At 56.0% G+C, this 20,991-nt stretch carries 15 protein-coding genes, 1 tRNA gene and 1 riboswitch; of the genes, 7 read left to right on the top strand and 9 right to left on the bottom strand.

Annotation, left to right across the window (positions count from 1 at the left end; genetic code table 11):
- Window positions 1-10: 10 nt before the first annotated feature.
- The 4 genes from cobO to cobU all read right to left on the bottom strand — a co-directional run bounded on the left by cobO (window position 11) and on the right by cobU (window position 6,128).
- Window positions 11-649, bottom strand: a complete 639-nt coding sequence (gene cobO, locus ACO6TI_RS20135; RefSeq protein ID WP_104701630.1) for a cob(I)yrinic acid a,c-diamide adenosyltransferase — start codon at window positions 647-649, stop codon at window positions 11-13.
- Entirely contained in the window at window positions 646-4,404 is a 3,759-nt protein-coding gene (cobN, locus tag ACO6TI_RS20130) for a cobaltochelatase subunit CobN (protein WP_422383197.1), read from the bottom strand. Before cobN ends, cobO begins: the two co-directional genes overlap by 4 nt.
- 78 nt (window positions 4,405-4,482) lie before the next feature.
- Entirely contained in the window at window positions 4,483-5,580 is a 1,098-nt protein-coding gene (gene cobW, locus ACO6TI_RS20125; RefSeq protein WP_104701628.1) for a cobalamin biosynthesis protein CobW, read from the bottom strand.
- On the bottom strand, window positions 5,577-6,128 hold the full coding sequence (gene cobU / locus ACO6TI_RS20120) for a bifunctional adenosylcobinamide kinase/adenosylcobinamide-phosphate guanylyltransferase (protein ID WP_104701877.1): 552 nt from the start codon (window positions 6,126-6,128) through the stop codon (window positions 5,577-5,579). Before cobU ends, cobW begins: the two co-directional genes overlap by 4 nt.
- 33 nt (window positions 6,129-6,161) lie before the next feature.
- A riboswitch (cobalamin riboswitch) is annotated at window positions 6,162-6,375 on the bottom strand.
- 326 nt (window positions 6,376-6,701) lie between these two features.
- Here cobU and ACO6TI_RS20115 point away from each other — a divergent pair.
- Window positions 6,702-6,777: transfer RNA gene (locus tag ACO6TI_RS20115), tRNA-Asn, on the top strand.
- 123 nt (window positions 6,778-6,900) lie between these two features.
- Here ACO6TI_RS20115 and ACO6TI_RS20110 read toward each other — a convergent pair.
- Window positions 6,901-8,463 (bottom strand): ABC transporter substrate-binding protein, encoded by a 1,563-nt coding sequence (locus ACO6TI_RS20110; RefSeq protein ID WP_422383196.1) that lies wholly within the window; start codon window positions 8,461-8,463, stop codon window positions 6,901-6,903.
- Window positions 8,464-8,756: 293 nt separating this feature from the next.
- On the opposite strand from ACO6TI_RS20110, the gene ACO6TI_RS20105 reads away from it, so the two are divergent.
- Window positions 8,757-9,731 carry a LysR family transcriptional regulator gene (locus ACO6TI_RS20105; protein WP_108875403.1) on the top strand — a complete coding sequence of 325 codons (975 nt, stop codon included), beginning with the start codon at window positions 8,757-8,759 and terminating at the stop codon, window positions 9,729-9,731.
- Window positions 9,732-9,772: 41 nt separating this feature from the next.
- Here the strand turns inward: ACO6TI_RS20105 and ACO6TI_RS20100 are convergent, their stop codons facing one another.
- On the bottom strand, window positions 9,773-11,290 hold the full coding sequence (locus tag ACO6TI_RS20100) for a trimethylamine methyltransferase family protein (RefSeq protein ID WP_422383195.1): 1,518 nt from the start codon (window positions 11,288-11,290) through the stop codon (window positions 9,773-9,775).
- Window positions 11,291-11,477: 187 nt separating this feature from the next.
- Between ACO6TI_RS20100 and ACO6TI_RS20095 the strand changes: the two genes are divergently transcribed.
- Window positions 11,478-13,913, top strand: coding sequence for a GcvT family protein (locus ACO6TI_RS20095; protein ID WP_422383194.1), 2,436 nt, complete (start codon window positions 11,478-11,480; stop codon window positions 13,911-13,913).
- Between the two features lie 55 nt (window positions 13,914-13,968).
- Here ACO6TI_RS20095 and nagA read toward each other — a convergent pair whose 3' ends face one another.
- The 3 genes from nagA to ACO6TI_RS20080 are packed head-to-tail and all read right to left on the bottom strand — an operon-like array spanning window position 13,969 to window position 16,929.
- The gene (nagA, locus tag ACO6TI_RS20090; protein ID WP_422383193.1) at window positions 13,969-15,126 is read right to left on the bottom strand and encodes an N-acetylglucosamine-6-phosphate deacetylase; all 1,158 of its coding nucleotides are present in this window, start codon (window positions 15,124-15,126) and stop codon (window positions 13,969-13,971) included.
- Window positions 15,123-16,163: an SIS domain-containing protein gene (locus tag ACO6TI_RS20085; protein ID WP_108875145.1), complete on the bottom strand. Its 1,041-nt coding sequence runs from the start codon at window positions 16,161-16,163 to the stop codon at window positions 15,123-15,125. The genes nagA and ACO6TI_RS20085 overlap by 4 nt, the downstream gene beginning before the upstream one ends.
- Window positions 16,164-16,167: 4 nt before the next feature.
- Window positions 16,168-16,929: a GntR family transcriptional regulator gene (locus tag ACO6TI_RS20080; protein ID WP_082442993.1), complete on the bottom strand. Its 762-nt coding sequence runs from the start codon at window positions 16,927-16,929 to the stop codon at window positions 16,168-16,170.
- Window positions 16,930-17,126: 197 nt separating this feature from the next.
- On the opposite strand from ACO6TI_RS20080, the gene ACO6TI_RS20075 reads away from it, so the two are divergent.
- From ACO6TI_RS20075 to ACO6TI_RS20060, 4 genes are all read left to right on the top strand, one after another.
- Window positions 17,127-18,008 carry an N-acetylmuramic acid 6-phosphate etherase gene (locus tag ACO6TI_RS20075; RefSeq protein ID WP_196879364.1) on the top strand — a complete coding sequence of 294 codons (882 nt, stop codon included), beginning with the start codon at window positions 17,127-17,129 and terminating at the stop codon, window positions 18,006-18,008.
- A 233-nt stretch (window positions 18,009-18,241) separates the two neighbouring features.
- Window positions 18,242-19,153 (top strand): ROK family protein, encoded by a 912-nt coding sequence (locus tag ACO6TI_RS20070; RefSeq protein ID WP_422383192.1) that lies wholly within the window; start codon window positions 18,242-18,244, stop codon window positions 19,151-19,153.
- Window positions 19,150-19,896, top strand: coding sequence for a copper homeostasis protein CutC (locus ACO6TI_RS20065; RefSeq protein ID WP_422383191.1), 747 nt, complete (start codon window positions 19,150-19,152; stop codon window positions 19,894-19,896). The genes ACO6TI_RS20070 and ACO6TI_RS20065 overlap by 4 nt, the downstream gene beginning before the upstream one ends.
- Window positions 19,897-20,380: 484 nt before the next feature.
- Window positions 20,381-20,977 (top strand): hypothetical protein, encoded by a 597-nt coding sequence (locus ACO6TI_RS20060; protein WP_055121284.1) that lies wholly within the window; start codon window positions 20,381-20,383, stop codon window positions 20,975-20,977.
- The last annotated feature ends 14 nt before the right edge of the window (window positions 20,978-20,991 follow it).

The raw sequence follows: 20,991 nt of genomic DNA, 5'->3' as shown, positions 1-20,991 counted from the left end.
TTGCGTTCCCTTAAAATTCGATGCCTTCCTGTGGTTTCACGCCGGACCGGAACGGGTGTTTCACCTGGGTCATGTCAGTGACGAGATCGGCGATCTCGATCAGTTCGTCCTTTGCATTGCGGCCCGTGATGACAACATGGACATCGTCAGGCTTTTCGTTTTTCAGGAAGTCGACCACGTCGGCGATATCAATGTAGTCGTAGCGCAAGACGATATTGAGTTCGTCACACAAGATCAGGCGGTAATCGCCGGACAGGATCATCTCCTTGGCAGCTTCCCAGGCCTGTTCGGCGGCTTCAATATCCCGCTGCCGGTCCTGCGTTTCCCAGGTAAATCCTTCACCCATACGTTTTATGGTCACAAGGTCCGAAAACCGGTCCAGGGCCATGCGCTCACCCGTCTCGATCCGTCCCTTGACAAACTGGACAACGCCTACCTTGTGACCGTGACCGAGAGAACGGAACACCATTCCGAAGCCGGCAGTGGATTTGCCCTTTCCCTTGCCCGTATGAACGATCAGCAGCCCCTTTTCGATGGTCTTGGTCGCCATGATCTTGTCGCGCGCCGCCTTTTTCTTGCGCATCTTTTCGGCGTGACGGGCGTTCAGTTCTTCTTCGGTCAGTTCCGGCTTTTCGTTATCAGCTGTCACGGCGCAGGGTTCCCTTCGAGTGTTGATTTCAAGTCCTTCAGCGCAGAATGGGTCGAATTGCGCCTTGGCGTCCAGAGATCTCGGTCAATTGCCTCCTGAAACCGGGCGAGCATTTCGGCATATCCGGCCGGATTGACGTCATTCAGAAAATCGCGAACCTCTTCGGCTTCTATATAGGCTGCATAAAGCTGGTCGAAATGATGGTCTTTGACGGCCCGGGTCGTTGCGGAAAATGCAAAAAGATAGTCAAGCGTTGCGACCATCTCGAATGCGCCCTTGTAACCATGGCGCATGACGCCCCTAATCCATTTCGGATTGGCGGCGCGTCCGCGCACGACCCGGCCGATTTCTTCGGAGAGAGAGCGCACGACCGGACGTTCCGGGCGTGAATGATCATTGTGATAGACCTTTGGAGCATCGCCTTTCAGCGTTTCAACCGTCGCGGCAAGTCCACCCTCAAACTGGTAATAGTCGTCGCTGTCGAGAAGGTCATGTTCACGATTGTCCTGATTGTGCAGAACGGCATCGACAGAGGCCAGACGGGTTTCCAGTTCATTGCGCGCTCCTTCGCCCAATGCGCCCCCGCCATAGGCGTATCCGCCCCAGGTCAGGAAAGTATCGGCAAAGTCTTTTTTCTCCTGCCAGATCCCTTCATCGACAAGGGCCTGGAGCCCGGCTCCGTATGCACCCGGTTTTGATCCGAAGACACGGTACCCGGCGCGTATCGCTGCCTCGTCGGCGCTCAGGCCTTCCGTCTCCAATCTTCTTCTTTCAGACCGCATCCGAGCCGCAACAGGATTCGCGTCAGCGGGTTCTTCAAGAGCTCCGACAGCCCGTGCTGCGCTGTCGAACAGGTCCATCTGGTGGGGAAACGCGTCACGGAAAAACCCGGATACCCTTAAAGTGACGTCGATACGCGGTCGCCCGAGGTCCGAAAGTTTCAGGATTTCAAATCCGGTCACCCTGCCAGATCCATGTTCCCAAACCGGCTGCGCGCCGATAAGCGCCATCGCCTGGGCGATATCGTCGCCACCCGTGCGCATGTTGGCAGTGCCCCAGCAGGTCAGGACCAGTGATTGCGGCCACTCGCCTTCCTCCTGGAAAAAGCGTTCAGCTACAAGATCCGCCGATTGCCTGCCTAGCCGCCATGCGGTTTCAGTCGGGACGGCACGAACGTCGACAGAATAAAAGTTTCTGCCTGTAGGCAGGACGTCAGGGCGCCCGCGCGATGGCGCGCCGGACGGGCCGGGTTCGACAAAACCTCCGCTCAGCGCTGTCAATACGGCGTTCGTTTCAGCTGGTCCCGACGTCATCACCGAGGGTCGAAGTGACCCTTCGATATCGCCCAGGACTGCCCTTGTTTCCGGCCATGCTTCTTTCGCGATCACACTGCCTGCGATCAGGTCACGGCACAACAGCTCGATCCGTTCGACCGTGTCTCCGTTGGAGCGCCAGGGTGCGCTGGAGACATCCTTGAGAATGTCGGGTTTCGCCCCTGTCCAGGTGTCTGAAAAGTCACAATCGAGCGGGTCAAAACCGTGCAAGGACAGATCACGCGCGACAGCACGCTGCAAGCTGTCCTGATGGGCATCCTTGCCGCGTGGCACGCGGGCGAGTGCAGCAAGAAGATCGGTAAGCTGATCGCAAACGGGACTTTGGCCAAGAATGTGCAGTCCATCCCGGATCTGGAGTTCCTTCAGGTCGCAAAGATGCGCGTCGAGTCGAGCAAGGCGTGTGTCCTCATCCATCGTGTCGTCAATGCCAATGTCCAGGTCGAGACCATGACGTGTGGCCGCATCGAGAATGTCGCGGGTCAGTGCTTTCAGACGCCTCGGGTCGACGCCGCTGGCGAGATAATACTCATCCAGTAGCGTTTCCAGCTCTTCTGCCACACCGTGACTTTCGGCCCGCGTCAACGGCGGCGTAAGGTGATCGACAATGACAGCGGAGGTTCTCCGCTTTGCCTGCGCGCCCTCGCCCGGATCGTTTACGATAAAGGGATAGATATTGGGAACAGGTCCGAGCACAGCTTCCGGATAGCAATTCTCCGACAGGGCAAGTGCTTTTCCCGGCAACCATTCCAGATTGCCATGCTTGCCGAGATGAACTATCGCATCGACGCTGAAACTCTGTCGCAGCCAGATGTAAAAAGCGAAATAGTGGTGCGGTGGAACAAGATCCGGATCGTGATAGGTTTCCTTCGGGTCGATATTGTAACCGCGTGCGGGCTGGATACCGACGACCTGATTGCCGAAGCGATGAAGTGCCAATCTGAATTTCCCGTCGACGAGGTGCGGGTCCTCCTCCGGAGCTCCCCAACGACCGGTCACGGCTGTTTTCAGCTTGTCCGGCAACCTGCTGTATGAACGCTGGTAGTCGACAAGGGAAAGTTCCTCGAAACACACGCGTTCCCTTCGCCCGGGCAACGCATTGGTGACGCCGGATGCAAGAATGTCCAGCAGACCGGCAGAGCTTTCCGGAGCGTTGCCGGTGTCATATCCCGCTGCGCGCATTGCAGCCAGCAGTGACACACAGGAAGCCGGAGTATCGAGGCCGACACCATTGGCGAGACGGCCATCCTTGTTCGGATAATTCGCCAGGATCAGGGCTGTCTTTTTTTCGCTTTCCGGGATTTTTCCGAGCCTTGCCCAGTTGGCCGTCAGGTCCGATACGAATCCGATCCGGTCCGGCACCGGCGTGAAGCGAACGGGAGTTGACTGGGTGGCTTCATCAAAAACGCCTTCTTCCTTGAAGGAGACCGCGCGGGACAGAATACGGCCGTCGATTTCGGGCAGAACCACATGCATCGCCAGATCGCGGATCGACAGGCCCTGATCACTCTCCTCCCAGCCCTCCTTCGAAGACGAGGAGAACACCACCTGCAATACCGGCTTGTTGATCCTGTCCAGGGGGGTCGGCTGATGTGTTCTTCCTGCCTTGGAGACCGCAAACGCCGTGCCGTTCAGGACGACGTCCGGCTTCGCTCCGGCGAAGAGGCTTTCCAGGATCGCAACGGATTCCGCTTCCTTCAAACTGGAAACAAAGATCGGCAAGGCGTTGATGCCGGCCTGATCGAGCACCTCGATCAGCGAATCGACAGGTGCTGTCTGCGCGCCCTGGACCAGTGCCCGATAGAAGGTGATTGCTGCGACCGGTCTGGATTTTTCTGTCCAGGTGGCCTTTAACGTATCCAGGTCGGCTGCCGGTTGGCCTTTCTGATAGATCCCTGCACGGGGTAGCGGTACCGGTTGCGCAGGCTCGTCCCCCGAGCCGAGCAGAGAGGCAGCAAAACGCAGCGCGTTGGCATAGTTTCCCGCACCGCCTTCAACGCAGTATCGCCAGAAACGGTGCACTTCCTCCTTCGTCCGTGTCGACCTTGCCGTCAGCGCCTCGTCCCATTTGTCGTCGCCCGGGACAACAATGAGATCGAGGCCATACGCCCGAACTTCCTCTTCGAAGCGCTCGATCCCGTATCGCCAGTATTCAATGCCGCCCAGAATGCGCAGGATGACCAACCTGGACCCTCGCACGGTCTGTTCCGCATAAAGGTCCACCGAATAGGGATGCGACAACGCCATGAGGTTGGCCAGTCTCAGACTCGCGCAGTCGGTCCCCAGCGCAGAATGTGCGGCAGAAAAACTGCCCAATTCCGTGTCGGCTGCAGACAGGAACAGGATGTCGGCCGGTGCCTGCCCCAGATCGACAGCGTCACCGCCGTCGTCAATTCTGCGCGTCTGGCTGGCGAGAATGTGCATCAGGTCGTGTCTTCTTCTTGCTGTTTCCCGACGGGGAGTTTCCCGAGCAGGACCAATTCCCTGGAAAATTCGCCGATATCAGGCGGCAGCTCTTAGGGTGCCAAGCAATGCGCTCACAGCTTCAAGATCGAAACCCTTGAGACCGATCACGACCAATCTGCCGGAACTCTCGGCGCCAGCCGCAAACCAGGTCTCCACGCGTGGGCCAACTGCCTGAACCATGGCCGGCGCCGATTTGCCTTCTATCCGAACCGCACCCTTGATCCGAAGCACACCTTTAAGTGCCATTGCTTCAAGAACCTTCGTTTCGGCTGTTTTCAGTGCGTCGAAGGCGGGAACCTCAAGAACGTGGCTCTCGAAATCGTCATGATGGTGGTGATCATGATGGTGATGGTGGTCATCATGATCTTCGTGGTCATCATCGTGATGATGATGGTGATGCTCGTGCCGCGCCGCCATATCATCTTCAGCTGCGGACTGGCGGCCGAGCAATACCTCGATCGGCAGCGTGCCATTTTCCGAGGAGACGATGTGAACCGCCGGGCGGATCTCTGCCTGAATGCCGCTTTCGACCGACTTCAACGTGTCGGCTGCCACAAGATCCGCCTTGTTGAGAACAACAAGGTCGGCGCAACGCAGTTGGTCTTGAAACAGTTCCTCAACCGGACTTTCGTGATCCAGTGCCTCGTCCGCGGCACGCTGTGCCTCCAGGGCTTCCTCGTCGAGTGCGATCCGGCCCTCCGCCAAGGCAGCAGCGTCGAGGACCGTCACCACGCCGTCGACCGTCACCCTGGTCTTGACACTCGGCCACGAGAACGCCCGCACGAGCGGCTGGGGGAGTGCCAGACCGGACGTTTCGATGACAATATGCTCTGGTGGTGTTTCCCGGGAAAGCAGCATTTCCATGGTTGGCAGGAAGTCGTCGGCGACCGTACAGCAGATACAGCCGTTGGTGAGCTCGACAACTTCCTCGGCAGCACAATCGGGGTCGGCACAGCCATTGACCAGGGATCCGTCAAAGCCCATGTCGCCAAACTCGTTGACAATCAAGGCAATTCTCTTGCCGTTGGCGTTTTGCAGAAGATTGCGGATCAGCGTCGTTTTTCCGGCGCCCAGAAACCCGGTGACAATCGTTGCCGGAATTTTCTGACCCGGCTGCAGGTTCTGTGTCGTCATGGTGTGATTTCCAATTGCGTGTGGGGTTTCATCAGCAAGGGCAGACCGGCAGCCACAAAGACGACCTGGTTGCAAGCGTCAGCGATATCCTGATTGAGCCGTCCCTGCGCATCGCGGAACGACCTTGAAAGACTGTTCTCCGGCACGATCCCCATGCCGACTTCGTTTGATACGAAAATGCAGGCACCTCGCACCTGCCTGATTGCGGCACAGAGTTTTGCGGCGTGGGCCGGAATATCCCTGTCGGCGAACGTCAGATTGGAAAGCCAGAGCGTCAGGCAGTCCACCAGCAGCACCCGCCCGGGACGGCACTCGGACAAAAGCAGGTTTTCAATGTCGAGCTGCTCTTCAATCGTGATCCAGCCGTCGCCACGCTGTTGCCGATGCGCGGCAATCCGGTCCGCCATTTCATCATCATACGCTGCACCGGTTGCAACGTAGACCTTTTCCAGACCGGAATTTATGGCAAGGCGTTCGGCGAAACGGCTCTTGCCGGAACGGGCACCGCCGAAGACAAGCGTGGACCTTGATCCTGAACTTTCGCTCACATCTTTCTCCCCGCTGTCCACCCGACAGCGCCAAGGGTTGCACAATTGACGGCCGGTCTCCTGGCTCACGGCTGGTTGCCTCCTGCACCCCTTCCCGGTCTTCCCTGACCAGTGGTTTTCGTGCAGTCGCTCGCCGTTTACAGTTGCGGGGGCAGCTCCGGATTGGCGTCAGACGCAGACACCGGATTCCCGTTTCATCCGGATCAGGCCATTTGCCGTCACCGAAACCGTCGAAATCCTTCCTAAACACATATTCAGCCGGAGACAAGCACCGGAATCGATCTTCAGAAAAGGTCTCGGCAACGGCGGCAGGCGCCGAACCCACGCCTTCCAGGCGCAGCCACCTCGCGGAAAGACGGTTTGAAGCCAGTAAACGAGCTCAGTGGTTTGAACAGTTTTCCAAAGTCCAGATTATCATTAGCGCCCTGTTATCCTTGCTATTTTCCACTCCAGAAACAAAAAAATGATGACAGGGTGAAAAAAACACGCGCGGGGGCTTGGCAAACGGATCAAGCCTTTGATATACGCATCTCCATCGACGGGATCGGTTTCGCACCGGCCCCGACGTGGTGATCCCCAGTAGCTCAGTTGGTAGAGCAAGCGACTGTTAATCGCTGGGTCGCTGGTTCGAGTCCGGCCTGGGGAGCCATTTTTTCCAAAAAAATTTCGAGTTCGCGCGTGCCGGCAGCAACATATGATGCCGTCTGAATGAGCGTAGAGCGTCTGACAAGCGAAGTGGCAAGGTCGGGTGAACCGCCCTCACCGATTTGCTTCAGACGAACGACCAGCGTTCCATCCAGCGTTCACCGTCCATGTCCCAGTTGGAGGCCATGGCCTCGCTGACAACCACATCCTTTGCCGTTGCAAAGACATAGTTGGCGAACATCGGAACGATCGCGCCGCCATCCTCGTTCAGGATAGACTGCATTTCATAGTACATCGTCCGTCGCTTGTCGGTGTTCAACTCGGCACGAGCAGCGACCAGAAGATCGTTGAATTTCGCGTTGTCCCAGAATGTGTCGTTCCACGCTGCACCTGAGGCATAGGCGGTCGTGAACATGGCATCTTCAACCGGACGACCACCCCAATAGACCGCCGAAAACGGGTCTTTCATCCAGACATCCGACCAGTAGCCATCATTCGGCACCCTGTTGATGTCGAGAGTTATCCCCGCTGCGCCTGCCGATTGCTGGTAAAGGACCGCGGCATCCACGGCTCCGGGAAATGCGGCATCCGCCGCCGAAAGCGATACTGACAAGCCGTCAAGTCCGGCTTCCTTCAGATGGAACCTTGCCTTGTCCGGATCATAGGTTCTTTGTTCAAGTTCGCTGTTGAAGAATTGCTGACCTTGTCCGATCGGATGATCGTTTCCGACGGCGCCGTAGCCGAAGAGGATCTTGTCGACCAGTTCCTGGCGGTTGATGGCGTGTTTCAACGCAAGCCGCACATTTTTATCGGTGTAGGGATCCTTGTTTGTGGACATGGCGAAGGTGTAGTGCTGATTGCCGGCTACCGAGTGGATGGTCAGTTCCGGCCGGCGCCCCATCAGGCCAACGGTCTTCAGATCCAGCTTGTCGATTACATGAACGTCCCCGGAAATCAGGGCCGTTGTCCGCGCATTCAGGTCAACAATGGCAAGCAACTCGACACCGTCAAAGAAACCACGTTCGCTGTCCCAGTCATTGTCAAAGCGCGTCAGCGTTGCGGAAACACCCGGATCGAAATCGGTCAGCTTGTAGGGACCCGCACCATCTTGCGAGCGCCAGTCAATGGATCCATTTCCGGCCGGCAGGATGGCCAGGTGATAATCGGTAAATGTAAACGGGAAGTCGGCGCTCCCGGCAGACAGTGCAAAGACAATCGTGTGCCCGTCAATCGAGATGTCCTCAATCGAGCCAAGCAACGGTTTGGCTGCAGATGTCGAAGCTTCTCCGCGGTGAAAGTCGATCGAAGCCACGACATCTTCGGGCGTTATCGACTTTCCTGAATGGAAGGTGACACCCGGGCGTAACTTGAATCGCCAGATTTTCGCTTCGGAGTCAGCCTCCCAGCTTTCGGCAAGCTGCGGCTCCACCGAACCGTCCGCGGCAACACCCGTCAGATACCCGTTGAATCCATAGGCCAGGGCGATCATGAACCCGTTTTCCCAGGTTCCGGGATCAAGCGTGTCGGTGGTTTGTCCGTGTCCCTTGGCGACACGAATGACGCCGCCACGTTTCGGGGCGGCCACCGCCGAACGCGGGAAAACGCTGCTCGCCAAAACAGTGGCAGCGCCTGTTGTCTGTAAAAACGTGCGGCGATTCATCGATCCTGCCGCTTTCAGCCCCTCGTTCATTTGCTTCCTCCCGTCTTGAGACTTTCCGTGTTGGTACCCGCTTGTTGGTTTTTGCTTGCGTATGTCGACAAGGATCGGCCGGGATAATGAAAACCACTCGATCAAAACCACTTGGGCAATCTTTGTCTTGCACCTGGCTCGCGCCGATCATCGTCCGCAATTTCGCTGTTCGATGACTACGCTTCCACACATTTTCCCGCAGAAACAGGAGCAACTCGATTTTGTGAGAAAATTGCATTATTACTTCGAAAAAATTGAATTACATGATCGACTTTTACAGGCGCAGGGCAGCAATGCTTCAACAAACGGATATCAGGGATCTGAGTCTCAAGGGTCTGGAGTTGTTCCAGTTGTGTGCCCACAGAGGATCACTTCAGGCTGTTGCCACCGAAACCGGCCTGTCAGCCAGCACCGTCTCACATCATCTTCGCAGTCTGGAGGAAGCGCTGCGCGCTGATCTATTCGATCATTCCCGGCGCCCTCTCATCCTGACACCAACAGGCAAGATATTTCTTCGCAATATCGACAATGCGCTGCACGAGCTTCGAAAAGCGAGAGCGGAAGCTGCAGCCGGGAACATGTCGGAAGCAAGGTATCTGCGCCTCGGGACGATTGAGGACTTTGACAGCGACATTATTCCCTCGCTTGCCGTTTCCCTTTTCGGAACGATGCCGAACTGCGACTTTCTCTATCACACGGATTCCAGCCACATGATTGTGCAGATGTTGCGCAATCGCCAATTGGATATCGGCATCGCGGCATCGCCGACAGAAAGGACACGGGATTTCATTGACCGGCCTTTGATGCGCGATCCCTTTGTTCTCGTTGTTCCAAAAAACACGGGACGGACACCGAAAGAGATCGTGGGTGGCGGTGCAAATCTCCCATTCCTGAGGTTTTCAGGCAATCTGTTCATCGCCAGGCAGATCGAAGCCCAGTTGCGCAGGATGGAAATTTCACCTCCACACAGGTTCGAATGCGGAAACAACCAGACACTTCTGGCCATGGTCGCAGCAGGCACAGGCTGGACCATCACGACACCCCTGTTGTTTTCAAGAGCCCGTCGTTTTCAATCCGATGTCGAAATGCATCGTTTTCCCGGCAAGGGCTTCGCGCGAACGCTCGCAATTCTGGCGAATGCAGACTGCTCACGATCGGTCTTGGATCTTGTGGACACGGCAATAAGGACCCTGATCCAGGATGCCGTTGTCGAACCTCTTCACGGATCAAGTCCATGGCTAAAAGAAGACTTTAAAATTATTGAATAATTATTTGTTTTTGTTCGTAATATTGGTATTTTGATTGCCATTTACAAAATCTTGAACCGGGCTCGTATTTGCTCGTCTTGCTTTGGTGTCAGGTAGGTTGGATGGTGGTCTTTGAGAATATCTGCGGCGCGCTGGCGTGCGCGGTTCCACGCATCCTGTGCTCCGTTCTGGGCCCAGGTCCTCGGTTCGTCCCTGTCGGCAAGTGACGGATAAAAATAGTCCCGCTCCATAGCTTGATAGGTATTCTGCCCACCCAGAAAGTGTCCTTCTCCCAGCACGGCATCACGAATGGCCTCAAATGCCAGGGTCTCGGGTGACACCTCAATCCCGCGCAACGCCCGATAGGTCAGCGAGTGCATTTCATCATCGAGAACAAATGCCTCGAAGCTGGCGCCGAGCAATGACGCAGTCATGCCCGAACTTTCATAGATCAGATTTCCACCCGCCAGGGCCGCCGCCAGGCTGGTAATGCCCTTTTCAACACCGGCTTGCGCATCGATGGCCTTGGCATCGGTCATTGACGATGCAACGCCGGATGGCAGACCCAACCAGTTGGTCAGTTGCGCGGAAGCCGCATTGAGGACGGCCGTTTCTCCGCCGCCACCGGAAAACGCCCCGGTCCGGAGATCGATGACCAGCGGCCAGTTTGAAAAAATCATCGGAAAACCGGGCTGAATCGCGTGCACCATCACAAGACTTGCCAGGGTTTCCGCCAACGATTGAGCGAGAAACCCGGCAAGAGTAGCTGGCGCAGTTGCGCCCGCCTGAGCGGCCGTAATGCATGACATTGGAATGTTGTGCCTGATGCATTCGTAAACCACGCCAACGGCGTCCTCACCATAGCGCAACGGTGAAATCACCGGGCTGATATGCGCTTTGAGGAACGGCCGCTCGGCGAATTTTCCCGGACCACCGGCAGCGATATCCAGCATTTCAACGATTGGCGCCACGTGCTCGGGAAGCGTGAAGGACGTGGCGACCGGCTTTGTCGTATTCTTGAGAAGAGCATAAACCGTGTTGACGTCGAGGTCGTAGTTGTCGGCTACATCCGTTGCAACGCAGCACCGTGTAAACCAGCTGACATTCTGCAAAACATCCTGAACCCTCGTGAAATCATGCAGGTCTTCAAGCGTGGAAGGGCGATACACACCGCTTTGCATGTCAAGCGTCTGAACGGCGGCTCCACCGGTGCCGAAATATACTCTATTTCCGCCGACAACGATCGAACGGGTCTCATCGCGACCGTGAAACGTAAAGGTCTTGGCAGCTTGAGAGATTGCCTCTTCGACAAGTTCCTTCGGAAAACTCAGGCGACTTTCCAGACATTCCGTTGCACCGGCGGCCAGGAGATCGCCTTTGAGACGATCCGGGATTTCACCAAGCCCCAGTCTTTCAAGCAGTTCGAGTGCAGTTTCATAAATCTGCCGGAGTTCTCCTTCCTGAAGCGGTTTGTACTGCCCGCCGGTCTGGCCGGGTGGACACGGATCAACCAGGGGCTTGGCAGCGCGCATTGCCAATCGTTCCTTGCGCCCTCCCCGTTTTACCCGGCCTTTTGCCATATCCAGTCCTCCAGGTTGAGTTGACATGGATATCATTGAGATCGTTGGCGACTTGCAACCGAATTAGACTTAATTCTGTTTTTTAGGTTCAATGATTTGATTTTTTCTAATTTATCTCAAACCGTGTTGTGACAAGCAGTCATCTTGGGCTCTATGCCGGTATATTGTGGATCCGGAGTCTCACTTCATGAAATCGCGTACCAAGGTTGTCGTCATCGGAGGCGGCATCGCCGGTTGTTCAACACTCTTCCATCTGACACGCGAAGGCTGGAGCGATGTTGTTCTGGTCGAACGCAATGAGCTCACGAGCGGAACAACCTGGCATTCTGCCGCCCAGGTAACCAATTTCGGCATGAACCAGACGATGGTGGGACTGAAAACCCACTCCATCCGGCTCTACAAGGAACTCGCGGAAGATCCGGAATATCCCATCAACTATCATCACGGTGATGGTGGGATACGGCTTGCCAACACGGATGCGCAAATGCAGGGCTACCGTCATTTTGCCTCCATGGCCCGGGGGATGGATGTCGAATTTGAAGTGATTGATGCCGAGGAATGCGCACGCCGTCATCCCCTGGTATCAACCAGCAATCTGTTGGGTGGTTTGTGGGACCCGCTTGACGGTGACATTGATCCAGCTCAGTTGTGTCAGGCCCTTGCCTACCATGCCCGAAAGGCCGGCGCGCAGATCTACCGGAACACACCGGTCACGGAATTGACCCAGCATCGGGACGACACCTGGACCGTTCACACGGAACATGGAAAAATTGATTGCGACATCGTCGTCAATGCAGGTGGGTACAGGGTCAACGAAGTCGGAGCGATGATGGATGTGCACCATCCCGTCGCGTCCATGGAGCATCAGTATTTCCTGACGGAAGACATTGCGGAGATCGTTCAGGCAGGTCACCGGATGCCACTGCTCCGATGCCCGATCAGCGACTATTACTGCCGGCAGGAAAAAAATGGACTGCTGATCGGATTTTATGAACAGGGATGCAAAACGTGGGGGATGGACGGCATCGATCCGAATTTTGTCAATGCCCTGTGTCCGGATGACCTGGATCGCATAACAGACGTTCTGCAAGGCGCGTTCGACCGCATGCCGGCACTTTTGGAAACCGGTATACGCTCAGTTATAAACGGTCCGATCACATATACAATCGACGGCGCGCCGCTCGTTGGCCAGATACCGGGCAAACGAAACGCCTTTTGCATCATTGGATTGCGTGCCGGTCTTGGAGAGGGGGGCGGTCACGGCTGGCTGCTTGCGCAACAGATCGTCCACGGCGAGGCCTGCTACGACACGTGGTGCCTGGACCCGCGCAGGTTTACCGGCCACACCAATGTCGAACTTACATCGCTAAAGGCAATCGAAGACTACCAGAACGAATTTCGCTTTCACTTTCCACACGAACACAGACCGGCCGGCCGGCCCGCCAAGACAACGCCGCTTACTCCCGTTATGGCAGCTGAGGGAGCGGAATTTACCGTCGTCAATGGCTGGGAGCGCGTCGACTACATAAAACCGCGCGCCGATTTTCATCCGTCCCTGACCTTCAATTTCGATGAGGCGTTCGAAGTGGTTGGACGGGAAGTCGAAAACGTTCGGAACAATGTCGGTCTTTGCGAGGTAAACGGATTCAACCGTTTCGAAATCACCGGTGCTGACCGGCATGCATTTCTTGACCGGTTGGTTTGCGGGACCGTTTCCAAACGAGAGGGCCGCGTCGGCCTTGCCTACCTGCTCAATCACCAGGGCAGGATCAAAAGCGAGGCGACCATCGCCAATTTGCCGCAATCCGACAGAGGGCCAGCGCGTATCTGGTACGGGTCGGCAGCGGCGAGCGAATTTCATGATATGGACTGGTTGACCCAGCATCTTCGCAAAGACGAAGACGTTCAGGTCAGGAGCCTCACCAACGATCAGACGATCCTGGTTCTTGCCGGACCGAATGCCCGCAAGGTCCTGTCGGCGTGTGCAAGGGGCGACTGGTCGAACCACGCTTTTCCCTGGCTGAGCGTTCGCGAGTGTTTTATCGGCTATTCACCTGCAACCGTCATGTCCGTGAGTTTTTCTGGCGAGCTTGCGTATGAAATTCATGTTCCAAATTCATCGCTCTACGCAGCATATCTTGCGGTTCGAAAAGCCGGAGAACCTTTCGGGTTGTCGCTGTTCGGCGCGCGTGCTGTAGAGGCCATGCGCATGGAAAAGGGTTTTTTCCACTGGAAGGCGGACCTGCTGACTGAGTTCGATCCCTACGAAACCGGGTTGGACCGGTTCGTGAAAATGTCCAAGAGCGACTTTGTTGGAAAAGCCGCCTTGCAGGACCTGATCAACAGAGGTCCTGTCAGGAAAATGGTGACACTGAAACTGGACACCGCACACGCACCTGCTCACGGAGGCGCCTCACTCATGCTGGACAATACCGTGGTTGGCACCGTCACGTCCGGGGACTGGGGGCACAGGGTCGGTCTGAACCTCGCCTATGCCTTTGTCGAGCCGGAACTCTCGACGCCCGGGACGACCATGCTGCTCGATTTGTGCGGCGACCGAATAGAGGCCACTGTCATACAGCCATCGCCCTATGATCCGGACCATATGCGCATGCGAGGCTGAAACGGATCATCGTCCGCTCATTGGAACTTGATTTCTCAGCTTTGCGGATACCGCTTCAGGACGGCATTTCAAGAGCTTTGCCTGCAAGCCAGACCCGTTCAACCGAGAAGTCCTTACCCAGAAGGACAAGATCAGCCGCCTTGCCTTCCTGCAACCTGCCCAAAGGCTGACCGATGACGTCCGCTGGAATGCTCGTGGCCATCTTCAGGGCCGTCTGCGGATCAAGCCCGACTTGTTCAACCAGGAAACGAACCGATGCGGGCATGTCTATATCAGCGCCGGCGAGCGTGCCGTCGGCAAGTGTCAGTGTTCCGTTTCGTCGGAATATCTCACGCCCGCCAAGCGTGAAGGACGTGACATCCGTTCCTGTTTGCGACATTGCGTCGGTCACCAGAAACAACCGGCCTGGTCCTGTCTTGGATTTCAGTGCCACCTTGATTGCCACAGGGTCAACATGCACACCATCAGCAATCAGACCCGCGTTCAGGTCACCAAGATCGAGCGCGGCACCAACGAGTCCCGGTTCGCGATGCTGCAACGGGCTCATGGCATTGAACAGGTGCGTAACGCAGTTTGCCCCCGCTTCCGCGATCTGTCTGCAGGCTCTGTAGGAAGCGCCGCTATGGCCGAGACTCACATGAATGCCGGCTTCCGACATGTCCCTGACCTGGTTCTCCGTGACCGTTTCAGGGGCAATCGTAACCATCAGACTTGGAAGAGATCGCGCCGCAGAAATGTAAAGCTCCAAGTCCTCGGCCGTCATCGGTCTGATCAAATCAGCGTCGTGCGCGCCCTTCCGACCGGCAAAAAGATGCGGACCTTCAAGATGCAGGCCGTGAAAACCGGGAACGCGCGCGGACCATGCCTGGATCGCCAATTCGACGACCTTGCGGGTCGTTTGAGCCGTATCCGTGATCAGCGTGGGTGTCAGCGCCGTTGTTCCAAGCGGTAAATGCGCGGCACAGATCTGCTCAATATCTTCGAGCGTTTCGGCATCGCCAAGCATCAGGCCGCCGCCGCCGTTTACCTGCAGATCAACAAAACCTGCCGAGAGGATACCCTCACCTGCGTTTTCGGGTTTGTAGCCATGCGGCACTTCGGACCGCCCGCAAATTCCGGTAACTTTGCCATCTGCAACAAGAACAGCTGCGTCCTGCCGAAGGGACTCCCCATCAAAGACTTCGCGGCAGATATGTGCGGTGGCGTCCGTCATACGGTCTGGGTTACTTTTTTCAGGTGTTTGGGGACATCCGGATTGAACCCTCGCCCGCGCGCGAACCATTCTATGAAGGCATAGAATGAAACAATCTGCGTAATTGCGTCGGTCAACGGATGACCCGCTGCCTCGAACTCAAGACGGTTTGCACGTTTGACCTTGTCCGTTGTCGCAAAAACGACTCCGCCCTGGGTAGCCATGCGGTCGGCAGCCTCCGCCAATCCGTCCTCTGCGGCATCCCTGACACCGAGCACCAGAACCGGGTAGTCGTCTTCGACAATCGAAACCGGTCCATGCATGACTTCGGCAGATGAGTACGCTTCTGCGTGGATCTGACAGGTTTCCTTGAATTTGAGCGCCGCTTCATTTGCGACGGCAAGGCCCGGGCCGCGTCCGATCACATAAAGCGAGCCCCGCTTTTCGATCGGGTCCGCCAGCGCGTCCCAGTCCTTGCCGATCGCATTTTCAAAATGATCTGGCACTTCTTCAAGAGCTTTCAAAAGCTCATTGTCACCGCCGATTTCCGCCAAAAGCAGAAGGCCCGCAAGTACGGAATTGACGTATGTCTTGGTGGCGGCAACGCTCTTTTCAGGTCCCGCACAAATATCAATTGCTGATGAAGATATGCGTGCGAGCGGGCTGTCAGCCGTGTTGGTCAGCCCGACCGACACGGCGCCCTGTTTCGTGGCCGATTCCACAACAGACAATATGTCGGGACTGGCCCCGGACTGGGATATTGATATGACGAGCGCCTGAGCGAGTTGAACATTGCCGCCATAAACGGAAGAAACCGAGGGTCCGAGAGATGCCATGGCAAGACCCAGATAAATCTCCGAAGCGTATTTCAGAAAGCTGGCGGCATGGTCGGAGGATCCGCGAGCAACGCTTGCCAGAAAGACAGGTGCCCCTGCTTTCGACGCGATCTCGCGTATTTTGGGATGAGCTTCTTTCAGGAGCCGGCGAGCAGCGTCCGGTATTTCCTCGATCTCCCGGCGCATGTGCGTCCGATCGATCTGCGACGTGGTGTCTGACATGGACCTAGTTTTCCGCGATTTGAAGTTCGGCGATGAAATCGTAAGCGTCTCCGCGATAGACAGACCGCGTAAACTCAACGACTTGCCCGGAGGCGTGATAGGAGACGCGCTCAATCTTGAGCCCGGCGGACCCAATGGGAACGCCTAGGATTTCGGCATCCGAGTGTTCCAGATTTCTCGCCGAAATACGTTGTATGGCGCGAACCGGTTGCATTCCCGATGTTCGCAAAACGGCATATAGCGACGTTGAAACCAATTCCGGATGAGGCAATACCTTTTCCGACAAGGACGCACGCTCGATTGCCATCGGCGTCATGTCCGCTTTGCGCAATCGGTCGACGCGCGCAACGCGCTGACCGGACGTCAGTCCGAGCGTAAAGATTTCTTCCGGCGATGCGGGAAAGAGCCCTCGCCGCAGCCATTCGCTGCTCGCCTCCATTCCCCTTCTCGCCATATCCTCGCTGAACGACGTCAGACTGGAGAGACGCTGTTCAACCTTCTGCACTTTTGGCGCAACGAAAGAACCGCTCCCCCGTTTTTGAACGACGACCTGATCTTCGACGAGGCCTGCGACGGCCTTACGAACTGTGACGCGGGAAAGTTCGGTGATTGCTGCAATTTCACGCTCGGATGGAAGTGGCTCATTTTCTTTCAGCACACCATCGTCAATCGCCTGAAGAATGCGCCGACGCAGCAGCAGATATCTCGGCCCGCTTGACCCGGCAAGCCAATCGCCGTTTTCCAGCATTGAGATGAATTCTGTCATGGAAAGTGGCGCCTCGGCTTAAAAAATAATACCTTTCAGATACCAATTTAAACTCTATCGAAACCGAAAATCAAGTGTTAAAAGAATTTGGTCCATTCAGACATCGTCTGTAACTGAACCCTTCATTTGAACGAAACGCATGAGCTGGCCGTGTCCGGGTCGTGGCGTAAACTCCAGATTTCCCGAGTTTCCGGAACATGAAACTGCCGACAACAGAAGACCGTGACCCCCAATCGATCGGACTATCGCAAAAAACAGACGCCGAGGTTCTATCCCTTCTTCTGGAGCGGCAGGTCGAAGCACTGAAGGCCGCAGCAGATGCCATTCCGCAAATCACGCAAGCCGCGGCGGCCCTGCAACGCGCTGCGGCAGCACAAAACAAGATTGGGTATGCGGGTGCCGGAAGCGCTGGCCTGACCGCGCTTGCAGATTGCCTCGAACTCCCGGGCACGTTCGGATTTCCGCCAGATCGAATGCGAATTCTTTATGCCGGTGGCGCAAAGAATCTCTTGCACCTGGAAGGTACCCATGAAGACGATCAGCAAGCCGGTTCCAACGACTTCGAAGAAGCAGGGCTAGGCAAGGACGATATCCTGATCGGCGTGTCGGCAAGTGGGTCGACCGCCTATACGCTTGGTGTAATCAAGGCAGCGCGAGCTGCGGGAACACATACGATCGGGATTGCCAACAATCCGGACACTCCGATCCTGAATGAAGCAGACCATCCGATCCTTTTGAAAACGCCGCCCGAGATCATTGCCGGTTCGACCCGTCTGGGGGCAGCCAGTGCGCAAAAGGTCGCTCTCAACATGATCTCGACTCTTGTCGCCTTGCGGCTCGGACACGCAGTCCGCGGGCACATGGTCAATCTCGTGGCGGACAATGATAAACTGCGCCAGCGCGCACAACGGATACTGCAGGACCTTACGGATTGCAGCCCTGTACAAGCAGCAGACGCGCTGGAAAAAGCAAACGGCCGCGTGAAAGTCGCCGTCCTGATGTTGAGCGAGGGCCTCGACGTAAGTGGCGCGGAAAACGCGCTTGTTCTGAACAACGGAAACCTGCGACCTTTTCTCTGACTACACCATTTGAGTAAGAGAGTGACCAACGCTCCGTGCTGTCAGCGGTCGGCAACCTGTTCGAGGACGAGGTCGAGGACGCTTCAAGTCGTTTTTCAGTCGTCAAACAGCTGCGCCAACAGGTGACCTTGCTTAAGCACGCGCATTTTCGGGTTTACTAGCTCCGTAATTGGTTGCATATTGGTATTATAATTGGCTGAAATTGTCATGCATCAGGAGCGAAAGAACAGGCAATGATTACCTGTTTCGATATCGGCGGTTCTTTCATACGCCATGGTGAAATGCAGTTGGATGGAACTGTTGCAGAGACCGCACGGGTTGAAACACCAAGAGACAACTGGACGGATTTTATCCATGCGGTGGGCCAGAGCTCGGGAGAGGCTGGATCTCCGATTTCGATTTCTCTTGCAGGCGCCTACGATGAACGAACCGGAATCGCGGATGTCGCCAACATTCCGTGCCTTCACGGTCGATATGTGCAAAGGGAACTGTCGGACGCCTTGAACAGGCCTGTTGCCATTATCAACGATGCAAATGCTTTTGCGCTTGCCGAGGCTGTCGACGGGGTTGGAAATGGAAAGCCTGTTGTTTTCGGCGTGATCCTCGGGTCCGGTGTCGGCGGAGGCCTCGTTATCAACGGTGATCTTGTCAACGGTTTTGGCGGAATGGCCGGCGAATGGGGTCATGGGCCGATTGTTGACCCTACGGCCGGCGGCAAATTCTCTGGCATTGAGCACTATGCCTGCGGCTGCGGTCAGGTCGGATGCGTCGATGCCACCGGCTCCGCACGCGGCATGGAACGCATACATGCGTCGCTGCACGGCAAGACACTTTCCAGCAAGGAAATCACCAGTGCCTGGCACCGAAATGACCCTTCAGGGACCGAAACCGTCGAGGCCTTCACAACCCTCCTTTCGCGTGCGTTGTCTGTCCTTGTGAATACGCTGGGACCCGATGTCATTCCGGTCAGCGGCGGATTGTCGAATGACACGAAGCTGCTTGAAATGATCGACAAAAAAACCCGCGCTCTGGTGCTCGCGCACTATTCTGCCCCTCTGGTTGTCAGGGGCCAGTTTGCCGAAAACGGCGGTCTGCATGGCGCTGGAATTTTTGCGCGCAGGAACCTTGGGGACGCGCGTTCATGAGCAGGGTAAATCTGGAGGTTTGCGTCGATACTATTGAGGGCGCCGTGATTGCCGAAAAACACGGAGCTGACAGAATTGAACTGTGCGCCGCACTTTCGGAGGGCGGGTTGACGCCATCTACAGGCCTGATGGCCGCAGCCTCTGAGCTTTTGGTTCCTGTTTACGCGATGATACGGCCGCGTTCCGGGAACTTCAGCTATTCAGAAGCTGAAAAGTCATTGATGCTGCGTGATATCCAGATCGCGGAAGACACGGGCCTGGACGGGATCGTGATCGGTGCTGTCAGTCCCGAACACCGTCTGGATCTTGACTTTTTGTCAGCGGCGCTCGGCAGAACCAGACTACCCGCCACGCTGCACCGCGCCTTCGACACCCTGACCGATGTCTCCGCTGGTGTTGAAGATGCCGTTGGACTGGGCTTTGAAAGGATCCTGACTTCAGGGCGCGCCTTGCGTGCCGAGCTGGGTCTCGACATTCTTGCAGAAACCGTCAGGTGTGCCAAAGGACGCCTTTCGGTTATGGCCGGTGCCGGCATCACTCCGGAGAATGCATCGATGATCCTCTGCAGATCCAGGGTCGACGAACTTCATGCTTCCTGCTCTGTCCAGCATCCTCCCTCCCCCTCAGACAGAGTGGAAACGCGCCTGGGTTTTGTTCCGACATCTGGTTTGATGTCCACCAGCGCGAAGTCTGTTCAAGCGCTTCGGGCGGCCGTTGAAAACTCGTTCGCCACCAGCGACTAGAATTTTTTTGCCTGATTTAGACCACAAATGACGTCACGAACCGGCAACATTTCCTCATTGTTGCCCTGCATCGCCAGCTGCCTAATTAACGTTACGAAAAGTTTTTAGATTGCCCAACAATTTAATTACAGGTACGCTTATCCACGTTTTTAGAAACGAACTCTTTGCCAGTTAAAGCATCAGCATTCGTGTTGCTTAGTTAATTTTAACAGGAGGATTTAGGTCACGTCGCGGTGATTAACCTTGAATGACTGGCCGCGAACCCCAAATATTAATGAAATGTAAATGAAAACACCGAAAAATGTGATGTTCATTACACTCAAAAAGCAGAATGTGGTGCGATAATGGCAAAATCGTGACCGCGCAGCGTGGGGCGCACGCACACTAAACTGATATAAACATTGCGGAAAAGAGTCGAAACAGACCGGATCTGCAAGTGCCCCGAGCGCGGTAATAACAGTTGTATTAGCCTTGGGAGGCGAACATGCAACGGAATACCAAAGCAGGAACATTTGCGCTTGGCCTCATCCTTGCCCTGGCAGGGGGCGCAGTTGCCGAACAACTTCCTCAGGAAACAATTACGTTGCCGGAGGACCGTCTTGCGGTAACAGTCGCGTCGGCCACAGTGGACCAGACAGATCCGCTGGAAAGCGAATTGACCATATGGGTCGGTGAAATCGAACTTGACGGCAAAAATGTCGTCTGGGTCGAGCTGATCGATTCCTATGGAGAAGTGATTTACGATTCCGAGGTGAATACCAACGAAACGCATTTGCTTCCGGATGGTCGGGCTGTTGTTGTCCGAGCCATGGACCAGGAGACGGTTGTTGCCGGCAAGGACGAATCACGGCTGGTGACAGAAGGAGCTCTGATGGTTACGCGACGTGTCGTCAATGACGGCACGGAAGCAACCACTGTCGAGTTAATTGAAACCGAGAACGAACCGATCAAGCGTGGAACAATGCTTCAGGTTGCGGATTTCGGCCAATCCGTCTGGGACAAGGTCGTAGCCTTTTTTGATGCGGCAAAAATTCGTGTCGAAGTCGCCTGGAATTGGCTGGTCGATTCATTGCAGGCCTGACCCTTCAATTCAGC

It is taken from the genome of Roseibium album (genome assembly GCF_965233825.1).
Taxonomy (GTDB): domain Bacteria; phylum Pseudomonadota; class Alphaproteobacteria; order Rhizobiales; family Stappiaceae; genus Roseibium; species Roseibium album.
This window is presented reverse-complemented; position numbering and strand designations above follow the sequence as displayed.